Source organism: Pyxidicoccus sp. M6 (genome assembly GCF_055568925.1).
Map to the genome: position 1 here is coordinate 9,848,631 of NZ_CM145714.1, position 18,628 is coordinate 9,867,258.

The window sequence follows — 18,628 nt, forward strand, 5'->3', positions numbered from 1 at the left end:
CTACAGCCCCACCAGGAAGGCGAGCAGTTTGTCGCCGGGGCGATAGCGAGCGGGCTTCTGCTTCGTCGGCGTGGTGTGGGCGAGCGCCTTCTCCTTCAAGCCCATGTCGGCATGCAGGTAGAGCTGCGTCGTCTCGACGGACTCGTGGCCCAGCCAGAGCGCGATGACGGAGCGGTCGACCCCGTGCTGCAGGAGCGACATCGCCGTGCTGTGACGCAGCGTATGGGGCGTGGCCCTCTTGGCCTTGAGCGACGGACGTTGCTCGCGCGCGCTGGCGAGGTGGCGCTTCACCAGCGCTTCAACAGCGTCGCGGCTGAGCGGGCCGCCGCGCGAGCTGGGGAAGAGCGGCGCCGACGGCGGCCCTTCGTTCTCGGCCAGCCACGACTTGAGTACCGCGACGGCGTCCTTGCGCAGCGGCGTCGCCCGGTGCTTGCGGCCTTTGCCACGGCAGCGCACGTGGGCGCCGGTGCCGAGGCTGACGTCTTCGCGGCGCAGCCCAACGAGCTCCGACACGCGCAGGCCGGTCTGGGTCGCAACGAGCAGGAGCGCTCGATCGCGGCGCCCGATCCACTTCGTGAGGTCCGGCACCTTCAGCAGCACGGCGACGTCGCCGTCGTCGAGAAAGCCGACGGGCTTCCGCTCGTACCGCTTGTTGGGGATCGCGAGGACGCGCTGGCAGTGGAGCAGGTACGCGGGCTCGTTCATCGCGACGTAGCGGAAGAACGAGTGCAGCGCCGCCAGCCTCACGTTCCGCGAACGCACGCTGTTGCCGCGATCGCGCTCGAGGTGGTCGAGGAACTTGCTGATGAGGGCGGCGTCGAGGTCTTCGAGCGCGAGCGCGCTGGGCTGTTTACCCAGGCGCTTCGTCGCGAAGCCAAGCAGGAGCCGGAAGCAGTCGCGGTAGCTGGCGACGGTGTGCGAGCTGGCGCGCCGCTGCGCGAGCATCCTCTCGGTGAAGAAGGACTGAAGCAATGAGGGAAGCGTGGCGATGCTCATCGGCGGCCTCCCGCGCGCTGGCCCGTGACTCGCTCGGTCGCGAGCTGGAGCAACTCGGGAACCGCCTCGATGTACCAGTAGGTGTCGTTGACGTGCGCGTGCCCGAGGTAGGCCGACAGCTTGGGCAACTCGCGCTCGACGTCGACGCCAGCGCGGTACCAGGCGACCATCGTGCGTGCCGCGAAGCTGTGCCGCAGGTCGTGCACCCGAGGTCCGTGCCCGTGCCGGTAGCCCCCGGCAGGAGCGCGCAGACCGGCGGCGCGCGACACCATCGCGAAGTTGTACCGCGTGGCCCAGTCGGTGACGCGCCACCCACGCTCGGAGACGAAGAATGCAGGCGTCGTCACCACCGGGAGAGCTTGGTCCCGCTGCTTGGCGTACCGGCGAAGCGCCGCGATGGTGGAGTTGCTCAGGGGGACCAGTCGGGTCTTGCCGAACTTCGTGTTGCGAATGGTGAGCTGGCGCTCTTGCAGGTCGACGTCGCTGCGGTCGAGGGCGATGGCTTCGCTGATGCGCAGTCCGGCGACGGCGAGCAACCCGAACATCGTCGAGAACGTGGACGACCGCATGCCTCGACGGCACGACAACTTCTCCGCCTCGCGGACGATGTTGGCGATCTGCTCCTCGCTGAAGATGAAGGGCGGCTTCCTGCGCACCGACGCCGTCAGCAACCCCGCGTCAGGCACTTCGGTGCGCGGGTCCCGCGCGAGGTACCACGCCGCAAACAGGCGGATGCGCTGCATCCGCTGCGCCCATGTGAACGGGTCGCCGTTGGCCGGTCGGCGCGCCCAGCGCAGGGCGAGCTCGGTGGTGATGTGCTTGGCCCCTTCGGCGTTGAGGAAGCCGAGGAAGCCGCGCAGACACTGCTCCGTGCTCTCGAGCTTGAAACCGAGCGCGCGACGGAGCTTGAGGTAGTCGTCCAATGACTTGCGCAGCGTGCTCATCGGGCACCTCCGACAGGCCAGGGCTGGGCCAGCCGCTGCAGAGAGGCGATGTCCACCTTCGCGTAGATCTCCGTCGTCGCGGGGCTGCGGTGGCGGAGCACGACGCCGATCTCGCTCATCGAGGCGCCGTCGCGGAGCATGTTGGTCGCGAGCGAGTGGCGCAGCATGTGCGCGCCTCGCGTCGGCACGTCGAGCCCAGCCCTGAGCGTGGCGTCGCGCACAATCGTCGTCACCGTGCCCTGGCCTGCGATCGCGGCGATGGGAGCACGCATCCTTGTGAAGACCCGGCGCGTCTCGCACTTGGGCCGGTCCCTCTTGATGTACGCAGCCAGCGCCTCTCCCACCTCGGCGAGCAGCGGCAGCGTCTCGATCGTGCTGCCCTTGCCCCGAATGACCAGCTCTCCAGTCCGCCATCGGATGTCGTCGAGCTCGAGACGCGCGACCTCACACGCACGCAGTCCAAGCCGCGCGAGCAACAGAAGAATCGCGAAGTCGCGCCGTCCCATCGGCGTGCCTCGATCGCACGAAGCCAGTACCTGCTCGACCTGCCCGTGAGTGATGTACTTCGGCACGCCGGCGAACCGCCACCTCGCGACGGTGGGCACAACGCCGGTGAGGTCCACCTCGATCTCTCCCTGCTCGAGCAGGAAGCGAAAGAAGGACCGCAGGATGCTCATGTGGGTCTGTTGGGTGCGTGGAGAAAGGCGCTTGGCTGTCCACAACACGAAGCGCGTGATGTCTTTTTCTCCGAGCGCATGAAGTTGAAGCGGACCGTGACCGAAGCAGCGCTGGAGGAACTCCTGCACCACGGAGATGTGCCGACGCACGGTCTCGGGCATCAGCGCACGACGCTGCTCGAGGTACGTGGCGAAGCGGTGTGCCAGGGCGGCGGCCTCGGTGCGCTCCGGGGGCTGCTGCGATGGGACCACTCCCTGCGTGCGCAGGAGGCCGAGGAGCCGTCGCAGCGGCTTCGTCCCCGTGTGGCGCACGCGCGGCACTCGTCGCTGCTTCCGCCAGAACTCCGCGATGACGTCGTCGTCGATCTCCGCGACGCTCAGCCCGCGTCGCTCGAGCCATTGGCCGAAGAGTCGGAACACGTAGCAGTGATTGCGCACCGTATCTGGCGGGTACCCGTGCTCCTTCGCCGTCGAGGTGTAGGTATCGAGGTACGCGCCGAAGAACCCGGCGCGGTGGCGGCGCAGGATCTCTGCGCGCCTGAAGTAGTCGTCCAACATGGCTTCTCCTTGGGCGGCGTCAGTGCCGCCGGGAGAAGTCACCCTGATTATGCCGCGTCCAGAAAGGCCTCGGCGTCGCTCGCTGCTCGGCGCCACGCGCGTGTCGCGGCTCGAGTCGGCATTATTCGGAGGTCGGCATAATGGCGCTAATGCCGAGCGCGGCATTAGCGGCACACCTACGGCAGCCACCTCGCCATGAGGGGTGTCCCGCTCAAGGTCATCCAGGAGCTGATGGGCCACGCCACCATCGAAATGACGATGCGGTACGCCCACCTCGCGCCGGAGGCCCGGGAGAGCGCGGTGCAGCAGCTCGACAGGCCGGTGCCCCTCCAGCTCCACGCCGCTCCGGCCACCGACGCCGGAGGGGCACACTGAGGGCACATAGGGGGACGGAGGAAAAAGAAAAGCCCAGCAACCCCTGAGGATTGCTGGGCTCTCAATGGCGAGGAGTACGGGACTTGAACCCGTGGCCTCCGGCGTGACAGGCCGGCGTTCTAACCAACTGAACTAACTCCCCTCAACTATTGGCAACCGAAACACGAGCGCGGAAAAGCGAAGGGCCCGAAACCTTTCGATTCCGGGCCCTTCTTTTGGCGAGGAGTACGGGACTTGAACCCGTGGCCTCCGGCGTGACAGGCCGGCGTTCTAACCAACTGAACTAACTCCCCACAACCATGGGCGGAACAGGGATTGAACCTGTGACCCTCGCCTTGTAAGGGCGACGCTCTACCGCTGAGCTATCCGCCCTGAGGCGTCCGCCGCGCTGCAACGAGGGGGGCTTTTATAGACCGTGCCCCCCACTGTCAAGCATACGTTTTCGCAGGCCTGATCATTCCGCCAGGGCTCATCCGATACGTGCGGACGCTCGAACGAACCATGGCCTGACTGCCTGCTCGAAGGCCTCGAAACGCGCTCGGGGAAGATCGGCTTTCACCCTTCGTATAGCCGCCGATCCCTCACTCCCGAAGCCGAGAGCCTGACGACCATGCGAGAGCACCAGCGCTTCCCCTCCGATGTGAACCCGCCCTCCCCCGCCGCCCCTGGAGCCGAGCCCGTCCACCGGCTCTTCGCGGCCCAGGCCCGACGGACGCCCCAGGCCGTTGCCGTGGAGTCCGGCTCCGAGCGCCTCACCTACGAGGAGCTGGCCGGGCGGGTGCGGGACCTGGCGTTCCAGCTCCTGCGGCACGGGGTGGAGCCCGGCAGCCGGGTCGGCATCCTCCTCCACCCCTCCATCGACCTCGTCATCGCGGTGCTCGGGTGCCTCGAAGCCGGCGCGGCCTACGTCCCCCTGGAGCCGCTGCGACCGCTCGACTACACGAAGTTCGTTATCGAGAACGCCGGGGTCTCCGTCGTCCTCACCTCGCCCGAGCCGGCCGAGCGCCTCCAGTGCCTCCCGGTGCGCTGCATCTCCCCCACCGGGCACGAGCGCGCGCCCTCGGGGGCGGAAGACACGCACGTCTCCCCGGCGGACGCGGCCTACGTCATCTACACGTCGGGAACGACGGGGAACCCGAAGGGCGTCCTTGTCTCCCACCGCGCGCTCGCGAGCTATGTCGGGTGGGCGCGGGCGCTCTACGTGGGTAAGGAGGCCTCTGTCTTCCCGCTGTACTCGTCCCTGGCCTTCGACCTGACCGTCACGTCGCTCTTCGTGCCGCTGCTCTCGGGCGGGACGCTCATCGCCTACCCGGGGTCCTCGGCGGGCGCGGGGTTGATGGACGCCATCGAAGACAACCGCGTCGACACCGTGAAGCTCACGCCGAGCCACCTGTCGCTCCTCGTCACGCGCAAGCACCCCGGCAGCAGGGTGCGGCGGCTCATCGTCGGCGGCGAGAGCCTGGAGACCCGGCTGGCCCTGCGCGCCCTGGAGAGCTTCGGTCCGCACCTGGAGGTCTTCAACGAGTACGGCCCCACCGAGGCGACCGTGGGCTGCATCGTGCATCGGTTCGACCCCGCCAGGGACGTCCAGGACTTCGTCCCCATCGGCCGCCCGGCGGAGAACGCCCGCGCCTGGGTGCTGGACGAACGCCTGTCTCCAGTCACCGAGGGCGCGACAGGCGAGCTGTATCTCGGCGGTGACTGCCTCGCGCTGGGCTACCTCGGCAACCCGGAGGCGACCCGGGAGCGCTTCGTCCCCAACCCCTTCTCGAAGGACGAGGTGGTGTACCGCACGGGCGACCTCGCGCGCAGACTCCCGGGAGGACTCCTCGCCTTCGAGGGCCGCAATGACTCGCAGATCAAGTTCAACGGCCACCGCGTCGAGCTCGAAGGACTGAGGAGCCTGCTGAACCGGCACCCGTCGGTGCGCGACAGCATCGTCCTCCTCGGCACGGATGCGGGAGCCAGCGCGCTCGTCGCGTACTACGCCTCGGAGCAGGCGCTCGACGCGTCCACACTGAGGAGCTTCCTGGGGACGATGCTGAGCCAGGAAATCCTTCCCCAGTACTTCGTCCACCTCCCCTGGCTTCCGCTCACGGCCAACGGCAAGGTCGACACGAAGGCGCTGCCCCGACTCGAAGAGGTGAAGGCGGGAATGCGGAGCCACTCGGCACCGCCTCGCACGCCGACGGAAGAGGCGCTCGCGGCCATCTGGCGCAAGTCCCTGGGGCTCGCGGAGGTGGGCGTCGACGACGACTTCTTCGAGATGGGCGGCCACTCGCTGCTGGCCAACCGAATCATCCTGCAGATTCGCGAGGTCCTCGGCGTGGACCTCAACATGCGCAGCATCTTCGAGAACCGCACCGTCGCCGCGCTGGGCCGGAGCATCGAGGAGACGCGAGCCCGCTCGGAGATTCGCGTGGGCGCGGACGCCAGGAGTGACGGCGAAACACTCCCCCGATTCATCCCCGGCCCCGACTCGGCCGCCGAGGCGAAGCCCTCGCCCGGGGCCGCGACGAAGAAGAGCGACGAGGAGAACCTCGTCCTCGCGGAGTCCATCACCTCCGTGGACGAGAAGGTCGGCGAGTTCTACAGCCGCTTCCCCTGGCCGTGGAACTCCTCCAAGTTCGACACGCTCCAGGACCCCGACTTCGAGCGGACGATGGTCTGCCAGGAGGTGGGCGACTTCAGCCACACCCTCGTGCCTCGCGACGCCAACATCTGGGTGGCCGGCTGTGGAACGAACCAGGCGCTCCTCACGGCGCTGCTCTTCCCGAACGCGCGGGTGCTCGGCACGGACCTGTCCACGAAGTCGATTGAAATCTGCGCGGCCAACGCGGCCGACCTGGGCGTGAAGAACCTCGAGCTCCGGCTGGAGAGCATCAACGACGCGCCCTACGTGGAGCAGTTCGACTTCATCGTCTGCACTGGCGTCATCCACCACACCTACGAGCCGGCCCACGCGCTGGCTCGACTGTCCCGGGCCCTCAAGCGCGACGGCCTCATGGAGGTCCTCGTCTACAACCGCTTCCACCGCACGATTACGAGCGCCTTCCAGAAAGCCATCCGGCTGATGACGAAGGGGCTCTCGTCCAACGACTACGCGGTGGCGAAGCGACTGGCGGCGGGCTTCGCCATCGACAACACCATGGCGCGGTTCATCAGCCGCCACCGCGACTGGGAGGAGTCGGACTTCGCGGACCTGCTCATCAACCCCGTCGAGCACAGCTACACGGTGGACTCGCTGGCGGAGATGGCCGGCGGGTGCAACCTGGAGCTCGTGCGGCCCTGCATCAGCCTCTACGCGAAGTACCGCGCCGAGAGCATCTTCTGGGAGATGGCCTACGCAGACGCGGACATCCAGCGCGTCTACGACGCGATGCCGGACCTGGACCGTTGGCGCGTGTCCAACCTCCTCATGCACGAGAAGTCGCCGATGCTCTGGTTCTACCTGCGCCGCCAGGATGCGCAGCCCACTCGCCTGTCGGAGCGGCAGTTGAACGAAGAGTTCCTGCGCACGACGTTCGAGCGGGCGACGACGATGCAGCAGAGCTTCATCCGGGGACAGGACGGACGCTTCCGGCTCGCATCGAGGTCCATCGCCCACCCCGCCTCGGCGCCGGAGGACGCCGTGAAGCCGCTCTACGAGCGCTTCGACCGGAGCCGCGTCATGGGTGAGGTCTTCGCCGAGCTCGGGCTGCCGACGGACTTCGGCACCGTGCAGAGGGCTCGCATCCAGCTCACGACGCCGGCCTTCCCCTACCTCAAGGCCGTGGGCTCCCGGTGAGCGCGTGAGGGGCGCGCTCCCGGGCCGTGCCGCCGCGATTCAGCTCGTGCCGCGAGCCTCGATGCGTACCTCCTCCGCCGGATGCTCCAGACTCCGGCGGAGGTCTGAGGTGTCCACGGAAGGAGAGCCATCCGGCCCCACGAGCGTGTGCCCATCCGCGCCATAGAGCGCCGGGCGCCGGAACAGCGTGCGCAGGGCGTGCAGGTGTGGATAGACGATGGATGCCTCGGAATTGATCACGCGCAGCTTCTCGCGCAGGAGCGGAGCGAACTTCGGGCTCATCGCCGGGAAGATGTGGTGCTCCTGGTGGTAGCTGAAGTTCCAGTGGATGAGGTCCATCACCGGGTGCGTGTCCACGCTGGCCGTGTTGACGAAGGGGTTGTCGACACTCTCCGACGCCGGCTGCAGCCAGTGGTTGGTGGCGATGTAGACCATCAACGTGATGTTGCCGAAGACGTGCGGAAGGATGAGCGCGTAGAGCGCCCCTCTCCACCCCATGCCCCAGCCCAGCGCGCCCCAGCCCAGCGCGAGGAGCACGGTGAGCACGCGCTCCCGCGCCCGGTGCATGCGCACCTTCTCGAACTGCGGCTGGCCGCTGTAGTGCCACAGGAAGGCTTGCCCCTGCGCCGTGAAGAAGAACGTGAAGCTGATGTAGCTGAGCCACGTGCCCGAGCCGGGTGACAGCGCGTGGACCACCCGGGCGAACCCATGTGTCCTCCACTCGTGCTGCCGCGGGAGGATGTCCGGGTCCCTCACGTGGATGTTCGCGGCGCCGTGGTGCGCCTGGACGTGCCACGCGCGCCACGTGCCCGGCGTCACCAGGAACGGACTGAAGCCGACCCAGCCGAGGATGTCTTCGAGCACCCTGCTCCGGAACACGGAGTGGTGCAGCGCCTCGTGCGCGGCGAAGCCCACGGTGATGAGCATCTGCCCGAGCGTGAACGAGATGAGGAGGCATGCCCACCACGGCAGTCTCCCGCTCGCCGCCGCCCACACCAGTGCCACCATGACGGGTACGAGCGCGAGCGCGATGACTCCGCGCAGCGGCTGGGGCTTGAAGGCCTCTGGAGGCATCGCGCGCCGCAATTCGGTGCGCAGCCGCCGGAAGTCATCGACGGGAATGCAGTCTGTCGAAGGAATGGAGGAGCTCATTGCGTTCCCTCAAGCCATGGGGCGGGCAAGGCCACCTTCGATGACCATCTGGAGGCGGCCCGCCTCGTCGATGGCCGCGACGCTTCCGCACTGGACGAGTCCGCCCTCCACGCGAGGAGCGAGCGCCTTCAAGCGGAGCTGCTTGCGTCCCGCCCCTTCCACCAGGCCCCGGTCGAACGTGGCCCGCTGGAGCTGGATGGGAGCAAACACGGCGCCGGACACGCCCTCCACGTGCATGGCACTCAGTCGCCACGCCGCATCCAGGGCAAGCGCGGGGACGCTGCGCCCCGCCGCCTCCGTCGCGAGGCCCAACTTCGCGAAGCGCGCCGTCCGCTCGAGCCGGATGTCCTCCAGGCAGTCGAACATCTTCCGCAGCTCGATGGGTGAGCCCGTCATGCAGTGGGGATCCTGGACGGTGAGGCCTCCGCCCGAAGACGTGGCCGCGTCCAACTGCGGTGTGCCCCGAGGCGGCTCCGCCGTCAGCGTGAAGCGGGCCTCGGCGTAGACGACGTCCCGTTCGAGCACCACGCCGGAGGCATGGACGATGTCTCCAGTCAGCCTGACCTGCATACACATGCGTCCGGGCGCGTCGACCACGGGGGTGCACTCGGCACGCAGGGCCTGCCGCCCTCCGGGCTTGACGCGGATGAAGCGTGAGAACCGCACGTCCTCGATGGTGACGGTACGCAACTCCGGCCTCCCATCACCGAGCGCGGCCTGGAGCATCAGGTCCAGCGCCCACGCGCCGGGCAGCGTCGGTGTCCCCCGTACGAGGTGGTCTTCGAGGCACGGAATGCTCACCGCATCCACCACCACTTCCCGGCGGACGGGCCGCGTCGCGGGCAGCAACTCCAGCCCGTAGTACGCGCGCTCGCTCTCGGTGAGCTGCACGTTGATGGGCTCTCGCGGCCGGCCGTCGACGAGCTGGAGGAACAGGGCCTCGCCCTCCTCGGCGCGAATGCCTCGGAGCTGGCGGGTGGCTCCGAGCACCTTGTACTCGGAGCCGCGCGTCATCCCGATGCCGTCCCAGGCCAGCCAGCCCACGCTGCACCAGCGGACCTCGCGACTGGCATCGCTCACCCAGGCGCAGAGCCGGTCCAACGCCTCGTTCGCCGCTCCGTAGTCCGCCTGTCCGTCGTTGCCGATGAAGCTGAAGGCGGAGGTGAGGACGTGGAACGGCACGGGCCTGGCGAAGCGGCTCACGCAAGCCATGTGGAGATTGCGGAGCCCGAGCAGTTTTGTGTCCAGGTTGGTCCGCAGCTCCGCGAGGCGACGGCGGTTGAGCTTCTTGGAGGTCTGCGTGCCGGCGCCGTGGACCACGAGGTCCAGCCGCCCGTGCTCACGTACGAGCTCGTCCATCACCCGATCGACATCCTCGGAGCGGGTCACGTCGGCGGACCGGTAGACCATCTTCCCTGGGAGCTTCGCGAGCCCATCCAGCGTGGACCGCAGCTCTCGTGCGGCCAGGTACCGCTCGAAGCGCTTGCGCAGCTCGGGCAGCTTCGCGGCGCGGTTGCTGGCCAGCTCGGCGGCGTAGAACTCCCGCTCCACGCGTGGGAGGTCTTCTTCGCGCGCCTGGAGTACCTGCTCGGGTGCCTCGCCCGGGTCGCTCCGGCCGACGAGCACGACCTTGCAGCCGAAGCGCTTCAGGAGCGCTCCGGCGAGGACCGCCGTCACGCCTCGGCCTCCGCCCGTGAGCAGGACCACCGAGTCCTTGTCGAGCGTAGACGCTGGCTCCACCGTGACCTCCGTGGGCCGCAGGCGACGGACGCAGCGGCGCGGTCCGTCGAAGCAGACCTCGACGGAGGGGCTGCCGTCTTCCTCGGAGCCGAGCTCGTTGGAGACGAGCTCCAGCGCCGCGGGGAGCGGAAGCGGCGAGGTGGAGATGGCGCGAACGTTCCGGGCAGGAACCTCGCGTCCGATGGACTTCAGCATTCCGGCGAACAGCCCCGTCATCGGGTGCAGCGTCCGGCGCGGGCCCACTCCTCCGATGCACAGACTCGCCAGCTCGACCTCTCCCGCCGCCAGTCGCTCGTAGGCGCGCCGCGCGGCGAGGAAGAGGAGCTCCAGCGCTTCGTGGCGCAGAGCCGTGTCGGAGACCACCTCGGGCTCGCCTGCTCCGGACTCCAACCGGCAGACCGCGAGGATGACCTGTGGCTCGAAACCCAGCGACTCCAGCCCGGCCTCCGCCGTCTCCTCACGCGCGAGGTCGACTCCGTGGATGCGGCCCTCCGGCGCGGCAGTACCCGCGCGGAGGATGCGGTGCTCGGGTCCGCACAGCGTGGGTGCCAGGAGCGCGAGCTCGCGAGCCACTGATTCGTCCTGGGCGATGAACAACACGCGCCGGCCTCGCAGGTGAGCCGTGCGTGTCAATCGCGCGGGATGCTCGATGAGCACGGGCGCGTGGTAGCGGATGGGTGCCGCATGATCGAACCCGGTCGGCGCCGTCTCCGTTGGAGGCTGCTGGACCTCAGCGGGCCGAGGAGCGCAAGGACGCAGCTGAACTTCGAGACGACTGCCCGTCGCGGCATCCGGGTGGAAGCGCATCGTCGTGACGCGCCCCTCCGCGGCAGCAATGACCGACCGGAGGACCTCCAGACTCTCCCTGGCCGAGTGCGGCGGAAGCTGCACGGCATCCCCACGGGAGTCCGCCGACATCCTGAGCTGACACAGCGGCTTCAAGCCGCGCCGCGCGGCGATCTCTGCCGTGGTGACCGCCAACATCGCCACCCCCTCCTCCGGCGGTGACGACCCCAGCGTTTCTCCCGGCCGACGGACGTGCGTGCTGCCCACGAGCACCAGCTCGAACCCACTCTCCAGCACCGCACGCGCGGCCCGGAGCGACGCGGCCAGCGAGGCGGCGCCCGCGTCCACCACGAAGTTGGGGCCCTTGAGGTCGAGCGCCCCCGCGATGCGCCCCGGTGTGACGTTGGGCATCATCCCCTGGAGCGTGTACGCGCCCGAGGGACGCAAGGAGCCCGTCACGACCTCGTGAAGCCGCTCCACCGTCGGCAACACCGCCGCATGCTCGGGAGCGCGCTGGACGAGCTCGCGGAGCTTGCGCTGCGTGGAGGACGCCAACACGCGCTGGGTCGCCTCCACGCCACGACGGGTCTTCCCTTCGAGCCCGAGAACCAGCGCGGTCCCCGAGCGTAGCGAGTCGAACGCGCCGAGCCTCTGGACCAGCGCGCTCGCCACGGTGAGGCCGAGCGTCTGCGTCGCATCCATGTCCTCGGCGATGTCCGGCAACAGGCGCACCGATGAGGGCAGGCGGATGGCCGCCGCGTCGAAACGCGCTCCGGTTTCCGCGGGCGCTCCCAGCGCGGGCACTCCGCGCGCGTCCGGGAACAGCCCTTCCGCCGCCACGACCACCAGCTCGCTCATGGGAGCAGGCCGACGCGCAGGCACGACGCCTCGGTACTCCTCCAGCACCAGGTGCGCATTCGTGCCGCCGAAGCCGAAGCCACTCGTCGCGGCGCGACGCGGATGCTCCCCATTCTCCGGCCAGGGCCGCTCGCTCGTGCTCACCTCGAAGTCCGCGCCGAGGGCTCGCAGCTCGGCTCCGGGATTGTCGAAGTTGGACTGCTTCGGGACGAGCCGGTGCTCCAGTGCCTTGCACAGCTTGATGACCGAGGCCGCTCCCGCCGCCCAGCCCGTGTGACCAATCAGCGCCTTGACGCTGGCGAGCTGGATGCCTTGGCGCTTGCCTCCGAACACCCGCGCAATCGACTTGAGCTCCGTGGCATCTCCGGCCGGCGTGGCCGTGCCGTGTGCCTCGATGTACTGGATGCTCGCGGGGTCGACGTGGGCCGCAGCGTAGCACGCCTCCATCGCGGCCACCTGTCCCTCCGAGCGCGGGACGTTCGCCGAGCTGCTCCGGCCATCACTGGACAGCCCCGCGCCTCGGATGACGGCGCGCACCGGGAGTCCGGAGGCGACTGCGTCCGACAGGCGCATCAGGCCCACCACACCCGCGCCCTCTCCGAAGATGACGCCATCCGCCCGCTCGTCGAAGGGCCGGCTCCCCTTCGCGGAGAGCCCCTTGAACTGGGAGAAGAGGCAACTGTTTCCGGGGCCCGGTGAGAAGACGCCACCCGCGAGGACGAGGTCCGCCTCGCGCGACTCGAGCGCCTTCATCCCCAGCGCGATGGCGTAGAGCGACGAGGCGCAGGCCGCGTCGAGCAACACCGTGGAGACACCGCGTCCCACCACGTCCGTCACCACCGCCTGGAGCGCCGCGTGCGGCGCCAGGTCAGCGGAGGGTGAGCTGACTCCGAGGGCCTCTCGCGCGGCCCGAGCGAGGGCGTCGACTTCCGGGTCCTGGACACCCTTCGCGCGCAGCAGGGCCGCTCCGGCTTCCAGACACAGGGCGGCGTCGTACTCGGCGGACCCATCCGCGGTGGAGCCGAGCAGGCACTGGATGCGCCCCGAGGCGCTGATGGTCGTCGCCTCCAGGCCGCGCAGGGCCTGCGAGAGCGCGATGGCCAGCAGCTTCTGCTCGCGTACATAGCCGTGGAAGCGCTCCGGTTCGAGACCGGCGGGCGGAACGAGGTCCGCGTCACGCACAAGCCCTGTCAGCAGGGTATAGGTCCGGTCCGGCGTACCCACGGGGCCCACGAAGTCCGTCACCAACTCCGGATGCAGCTGGCCCTGGTCGACGATGCCGCTGATGCCCTGGCGGATGTTCTGCCAGTACGCCGCCGGGTCCTTTGCGCCGCCGGGAAGGATGCACCCGAGCGACACCACCGCAACCGAGGGGACCTCACCGCTGGTCGAATCGGTAATGACGGAGGACGCGTTGGCCGCATGCAAGCCTGCGACGTTGGCCACCTCGACGGGCGAGTCCTTCGGAACGATTCGCTGGACGATGCGCGTCAGCCGTCCATCCGTCCCGCAGTCCACGAAGCGGGTGCAGCCCGCGCGCGTCAGCGTCTCCACCGCTCCGAGGAAGTCGAACGGACGCACCAGATGCGAGGCGAGCGCATCCGCCAGCTCGCCGTGCCCTCCCGTGTACATGCGCCCTTCAATCGGCGAGTAGACGGGCGCCTGTGGCGGACGCATGGGCACGTTCGCGAGCGCGGCCCGGAACGCGTCCGCCGCCGGCTTCAGCCCCCGGTGATGGAAGGGGTAACGGCTGGAGATGAACGTGAACCCCTGCCCTCGCCCCTCCAGGAACGTACGAAGCCGCTCCAGCTCCGCGCGCGGACCCGCCACCACGGTCTGCCGGGCATGGTTGCGCCCGGCCATCTCCAGACTCCGAGCACCACACTCCGCGATGGCTCGAACCGTCTCCGCATCACCCAACGCCACGGCCGCGAGCGTTCCGAAGTCATCCGAGATGGCCCTCAGCGCTCGGATGCGCTGGCACACCACCTTGGCGCCCGTGCGCAGGTCCAGCGCCCCCGCCGCCGTCAGCGCGGCGATTTCTCCGAAGCTGTGCCCCACGAACACGTCTGGCCGCACGCCCTGGCCCCGCAGCCACCGCGCACCCAGCACCCCGGACAGGAAGATGCCGAGCTGGTCGAGCCGCGGCTCCTGTTCGAGCGCACGCGTCACCTCCGCGGCATCCCGGGCTTCGAGCAGCGGCGTCGCATCCAGCCCGATGACCTGGGACGCGGCCGCAACACCCGCGAGCTCGTCCCGCAGCTCGGGGTGCAGTTCCTTCAACCGGACGAAGAGCTCCGGCTGGAACGTGCCCTGCCCCGCGAAGAGGAACGCAGTGGAGCCGGGTGGCAGCCGGACCTCCCCCCCGGAAGCCGCCGCCGTGTCCACCAGCTTGGACGCTCCGAGCGACGCGGGGTCCGCGAGGAGCCGTTGCGCGAGCTGCCGGATGGCTTCCGGGAACAGCTCGTTGACGGCAGTGCCTCCGAGCAGCGCTCTCTCCCGGAAGCTCCGCGAAGCCTCGGGCTCGTGGATGCTCGGCATCGCCTCGAAGCATCGCCGGAAGGAGTCCGGGAACGCTCGGAGCGTGCCCTGCGCCCGGTCCGCGCAGAGGACCGTCTGATACCCGCAGGCCACCGGAGTGCCGTCGCTCTTCAGCGTCCGGAAGCAGAAGCGGACGGAGACCTCGCCGCGCTCCTCGACCGACGTCAGCACCACGAGCCTGTCTCCCAGCACCGCAGGTGCCAGGTTGCGCGAGTAGCCCTCGTAGGTGAGCAGCAGCACCTGCTCGAAGTCGCGCCGGAGGTCCGGCACGTCGAAGAAGTGCGGACCGAAGAGCAGGTGCTCGCGGCCGGCGCACTGGAACTTGAAGTTCGTCAGGAAGTGATGGCTCCCGTAGGCCATCGTGTCGTCGAAGTGGATGTCGTACGGGACAGCGAAGAAGCGCATGGGCAGGGCTCCGGTGGAGGGCTCAGGCATCGAGGGCGAGGAGCGCCCGCACGTCGTGACCATTTCGGCGACCCGCGCCATCCGCGTGCGCCGGCTTCGCGGCCGGGTGCGGCAGCAACCCGTCCACGGTCCCCGAGAGCCCACCGTCCACCACCCAGATGGCCCCATTCACCCGCTGCGTCTTCGCCCCCAGCAGGAGCTCCGTCACGTCGGCGACGTCGTCAGCGGTGCACAACCGCCCGCCGGGCGTGGCCGCCTCCCAGCGCGCCACGCGTCCCGCCGCGTCGGGAAACATCCCGAGCAGCTCGCCGTGCACCGGCCCCGCGGACACGCAGTTGGTGCGGATGCCCTCGGGGGCCAGCTCCGCGGCCAGGTAGCGCGTGAGTGACTCGACGCCCGCCTTCACCACGCCCTGGCAGCCCAGGTCGTGCATGTAGCGCTGCGACATCGAGGTGGACATCGTGACGATGCTGCCGCCGCCCCGCTTCGCCATCAGCGGCCGCGCACGCATCGCGCACTCGTAGGTGCCGGTGATGCAGGTCCGGAACGCCTTGTCCCAGTCACGCGGAGTAATCCGGTCGAACGGACCGATGAGCCCGTTGGACGCGTTGCACACCAGGAAGTCGAGCCCCCCGAGCTGGTCCGCGATGGCCGCGAACATCCGCTCCAGGTGCTCCTCCTGCGCGACCGAGCCCCACAGGTGCAGCGCCCTGCCGCCCGCCGCGATGATTTCTTGCGCGGTGCGCTCGCCCTCCTCGCGCGAGTGGAAGGAGTTCACCACCACCGTCGCCCCGGCCCGAGCGAGCCGCGTGGCGATGACCTTGCCGATGCCCTTCCCCGAGCCCGTGACGAGCGCAACCTTCCCCGCGAAGGGAAGCTCGGGCCGCGGCGAAATGGACGACGGTGCGGACGTTACCGCCGCAACGGGCGCGGTCCCCTGCGCGGCACGGGCGGCCTCGCAGATGGCGGAAAGGGTCCGCAGCCGCTGGGACGGCGTCGGCCCCTTCTCCAGGCCCAGCTCCTTCGCCAGCACCGCCAGCACCTCGGCCTGCTTCACGGAGTCGATGCCGAGCTCGTCCTCCAGGTCCGCGTTCGGCGTCAGCAGCTCCTCGGGGTAACGAGTCACCCGCGCGAACACCGCGCGCACTCGCGCTTCCAGGTCCTCGCTGATGGGCGGGAACGGAGCGGCAAGACTCGGGACGGACGCGGGCGCAAACGAAGTCGCGGAGCTGGCGAGGGTCGCGGGCGCAAAGGGCGCGACAGGGCCCGCGACGGACACGGACGTATGCGAGGCAGCAGGACTCGCTACGGACACGGACGTGTGCGGCGTGGCAGGGCTCGCCATGGCCACGGACGCATGCGAAGCGCCAGGGCTTGTGAAGGACACGGACGGAGCGACCGGTGCCACCGTCACGACTGGCGCCACGGTCCGCGCCGGAGCCGCGTCCGCGAGCAACCGCGCCACCACCTCCGCCATCGCGCCGAGCGTCCGGGCCTTTCCCCCCTTCGGCAGGCGCTCCGCGGGGATGTTGAACTCCCGTCCCACCACGGCGGCAATCTCGGCGAGCTTCACCGAGTCGATGCCGAGCTCATCCTCGAGCTGTGCCTCCGCCGTGAGGATGTCGAGGGGATACCGCGTGACGGCCGCCGCGCACTGGCGAACACGGTCGAGGACATTCGCCGCAAAAGCGGCGCTCTGCTGAGATGGATTTGGGGACATGTTTCGCGCTCTCGTCGTCGGTCTGTGCTGCGCGAAAACACATGCAACATGGGTCTGACACGCCCTGTTGGGGCGACTCAATCCGACACGGATTCAGCCCTGTCAGGACACACGCGTGACACGGCCGTGAAACACGGGCTGCATCCCGCGTTCCACCCACGTGCTCGACGCAAGCTTCGCTCTGGAGCGGCCCTCACGCGGGGGCCTGCGACAGAGACGGAATGAACGACACAAAATGCTTCAGGAGGGCACGCGCACACGCGGGCCCTCCCCTACGCCAGGGGTCGTCACATGCCTGAAAACACAAGACATGTGACAACGGTATCTGGATGTCTGATTTTGGATGGCTACTTCTTCGCCGCCACCTGCTCACGCAGGCGATGCTCCTGCGCGCGCAGCTCGCCCGACGGGTCGCTCGGAGCGAACTCCTCCGTCTCGAACACCTGGCGGAGCTCGATCATCTCGCCGCCCGCGGTGGGACAGCGCTTCATCCACTCGATGGCCTCTTCCCGGGACTTCACCTGAATCATCCAGTAGCCACCGACGATTTCCTTCGCCTCCGCGAAGGGGCCGTCGCTGACGACGGGCTTGCCACCCTTGGGAAAGCGGATGCGCGCGCCCTTCGCGGTGGGGTGCAGCCCCTCGCCGCCGAGCAGGATGCCCGCCTTCACCAGCTCCTCGTTGAACTTCCCCATCTCCGCCAGAATCTTCTCGTCCGGCAGGGCGCCGGTCTCGGCGGCGGGGCCGGGGTACATGATGACCATGAATCGCATCGTCGTCGCTCCTGTGGATTCGCTGCGGGTGTGCCCCGCCTTCTATCCATGCGTCGAACGAGCACCGAAGAATTCGACACGGATTTTCTCTTCCGGACAGGAACCGCCAACCCCTTGAAATCCCACGGCCCTGACGGCCGGTTGCTCAGTCCACCTCCAGCCCGTGGCGCTGATGCCACTGAGCGATGGACTCCTTGGGGTAGCGCTTGAACTCCAGCAAACGGGCGGCGCGACGCTGCCTGCCCGCCTACCCCACGGCGGCCGCGGGCGCCTCGGCGGCGTCCGGGAGCGCGTCGAAGCTCTCGAAGGGATTCTCCAGCATCTCGCGCAGCGTGTTGGCGAGCACGCCCGCGTGGAACCCGTCGATGAAGCGGTGGTCGAAGGTGGCGTTGATGTTCATCACCTTGCCCGGGACGATGCGGCCGTCCTCCACCACCGGCACCTCCTTCACCGCGCCGGGCGCGACGAAGATGGGCACGCGGGTGTACGGCGCCAGCGGCACGTACGCCGTGTCCAGCCCCAGAGAGCCCACGTTGGTGATGATGGCCGAGCCGAACGCGTCCTTCGGCATGCCGAGCCCGCTCAGGTCCAGGTTCAGCGTGTACATGAAGAAGGACAACAGCCACGTGAAGGTGTTGAGGAAGAGGTACGGAATCTTCTGGATGGTCCCCTTGCCCTTCTCCAGCGCCACGTCGCGGCGCTCGCGCACACGGCGCACCGCCTCCTCCAGGTCCGCGGCAATCTCCTTCAGGCTCTTCTTGTCCGCGTCTTCGATGCGCGCCGAGGTGAGGTCCACCTTGCCGCCATCCGTCTGCACCACCAGCGTGGAGAGCGTCACCTGCTTGCGCAGGTAGATTTTGTTGAAGCGGAGGATGGCGTTGGCGTCCGGGCAGCGGCGCAGGGCCTCGCCCATCGCCTTGGCCACCAGGTGCGTCACCGTCAGCCGCACGCCCGTGCGCTGGCGGAAGGCCTCGATGTACGCCATCGCCTTGTCCATGCGCACCGTCAGCGTGCCGTAGACGGTGGGGTCGTACGCCGTCTTCCAGCTTCCGATGGCCAGCTTGCGGAAGCTCGACAGGTCACGCTTCGGGGTCAACTCCAGGTGCGCCATGGCCGCAGTCCCTCCTCAGGAACGGTTCGCGGTGAAGGCTCAGTGTCCCTGCTTCACACCTTTCAAGGGAAGATGCCCGGAGTGCCTGCCCGCCTGCTTTCTCACAACGCGGTGCGCCACGAATTGGAGCGAGGCACCTGCATGCGGCTGCCTGCTCAATTCCTCATCAGGCCCTGCGCACCCCGGATTGTCCCGCGCGCCGGGA

9 protein-coding genes, 3 tRNA genes and 1 pseudogene are annotated in these 18,628 nt (G+C 68.8%); 2 read left to right on the forward strand and 11 right to left on the reverse strand.

What is annotated here, in order from left to right:
* The 3 genes from ACVTJA_RS38585 to ACVTJA_RS38595 are packed head-to-tail and all read right to left on the reverse strand — an operon-like array spanning position 1 to position 3,175.
* Positions 1–996 carry a tyrosine-type recombinase/integrase gene (locus tag ACVTJA_RS38585; protein ID WP_465824696.1) on the reverse strand — a complete coding sequence of 332 codons (996 nt, stop codon included), beginning with the start codon at positions 994–996 and terminating at the stop codon, positions 1–3.
* Positions 993–1,940, reverse strand: a complete 948-nt coding sequence (locus ACVTJA_RS38590) for a tyrosine-type recombinase/integrase (protein WP_465827806.1) — start codon at positions 1,938–1,940, stop codon at positions 993–995. Before ACVTJA_RS38590 ends, ACVTJA_RS38585 begins: the two co-directional genes overlap by 4 nt.
* Entirely contained in the window at positions 1,937–3,175 is a 1,239-nt protein-coding gene (locus ACVTJA_RS38595; RefSeq protein WP_465827807.1) for a tyrosine-type recombinase/integrase, read from the reverse strand. Before ACVTJA_RS38595 ends, ACVTJA_RS38590 begins: the two co-directional genes overlap by 4 nt.
* Positions 3,176–3,343: 168 nt before the next feature.
* On the opposite strand from ACVTJA_RS38595, the pseudogene ACVTJA_RS38600 reads away from it, so the two are divergent.
* Positions 3,344–3,550 (forward strand): annotated as a pseudogene (locus tag ACVTJA_RS38600) (tyrosine-type recombinase/integrase); the annotation flags it as partial.
* Between the two features lie 65 nt (positions 3,551–3,615).
* Here the strand turns inward: ACVTJA_RS38600 and ACVTJA_RS38605 are convergent.
* The 3 genes from ACVTJA_RS38605 to ACVTJA_RS38615 form a co-directional block, all read right to left on the reverse strand.
* Positions 3,616–3,692, reverse strand: a tRNA-Asp gene (locus ACVTJA_RS38605).
* Between the two features lie 74 nt (positions 3,693–3,766).
* A tRNA-Asp gene (locus ACVTJA_RS38610) sits at positions 3,767–3,843 on the reverse strand.
* A gap of 7 nt (positions 3,844–3,850) precedes the next feature.
* Positions 3,851–3,922 (reverse strand) — tRNA-Val (locus tag ACVTJA_RS38615).
* 238 nt (positions 3,923–4,160) lie between these two features.
* Between ACVTJA_RS38615 and ACVTJA_RS38620 the strand changes: the two genes are divergently transcribed.
* A complete protein-coding gene (locus tag ACVTJA_RS38620; RefSeq protein ID WP_465827808.1) occupies positions 4,161–7,337 on the forward strand; it encodes an amino acid adenylation domain-containing protein in 3,177 nt (1,058 codons plus the stop codon).
* Between the two features lie 39 nt (positions 7,338–7,376).
* On the opposite strand, the gene ACVTJA_RS38625 is transcribed toward ACVTJA_RS38620, so the two are convergent.
* The 5 genes from ACVTJA_RS38625 to ACVTJA_RS38645 all read right to left on the reverse strand — a co-directional run bounded on the left by ACVTJA_RS38625 (position 7,377) and on the right by ACVTJA_RS38645 (position 18,423).
* Positions 7,377–8,489, reverse strand: a complete 1,113-nt coding sequence (locus ACVTJA_RS38625) for a fatty acid desaturase family protein (protein WP_465827810.1) — start codon at positions 8,487–8,489, stop codon at positions 7,377–7,379.
* A gap of 9 nt (positions 8,490–8,498) precedes the next feature.
* Complete coding sequence (locus ACVTJA_RS38630; protein ID WP_465827812.1) at positions 8,499–14,819, reverse strand: SDR family NAD(P)-dependent oxidoreductase; 6,321 nt, start codon at positions 14,817–14,819, stop codon at positions 8,499–8,501.
* Between the two features lie 22 nt (positions 14,820–14,841).
* On the reverse strand, positions 14,842–16,539 hold the full coding sequence (locus ACVTJA_RS38635; protein ID WP_465827814.1) for an SDR family oxidoreductase: 1,698 nt from the start codon (positions 16,537–16,539) through the stop codon (positions 14,842–14,844).
* A gap of 347 nt (positions 16,540–16,886) precedes the next feature.
* Positions 16,887–17,312, reverse strand: coding sequence for a YciI family protein (locus ACVTJA_RS38640; protein ID WP_465827816.1), 426 nt, complete (start codon positions 17,310–17,312; stop codon positions 16,887–16,889).
* Positions 17,313–17,559: 247 nt separating this feature from the next.
* Complete coding sequence (locus tag ACVTJA_RS38645) at positions 17,560–18,423, reverse strand: 2-oxo acid dehydrogenase subunit E2 (RefSeq protein ID WP_465827818.1); 864 nt, start codon at positions 18,421–18,423, stop codon at positions 17,560–17,562.
* Positions 18,424–18,628: the final 205 nt, after the last annotated feature.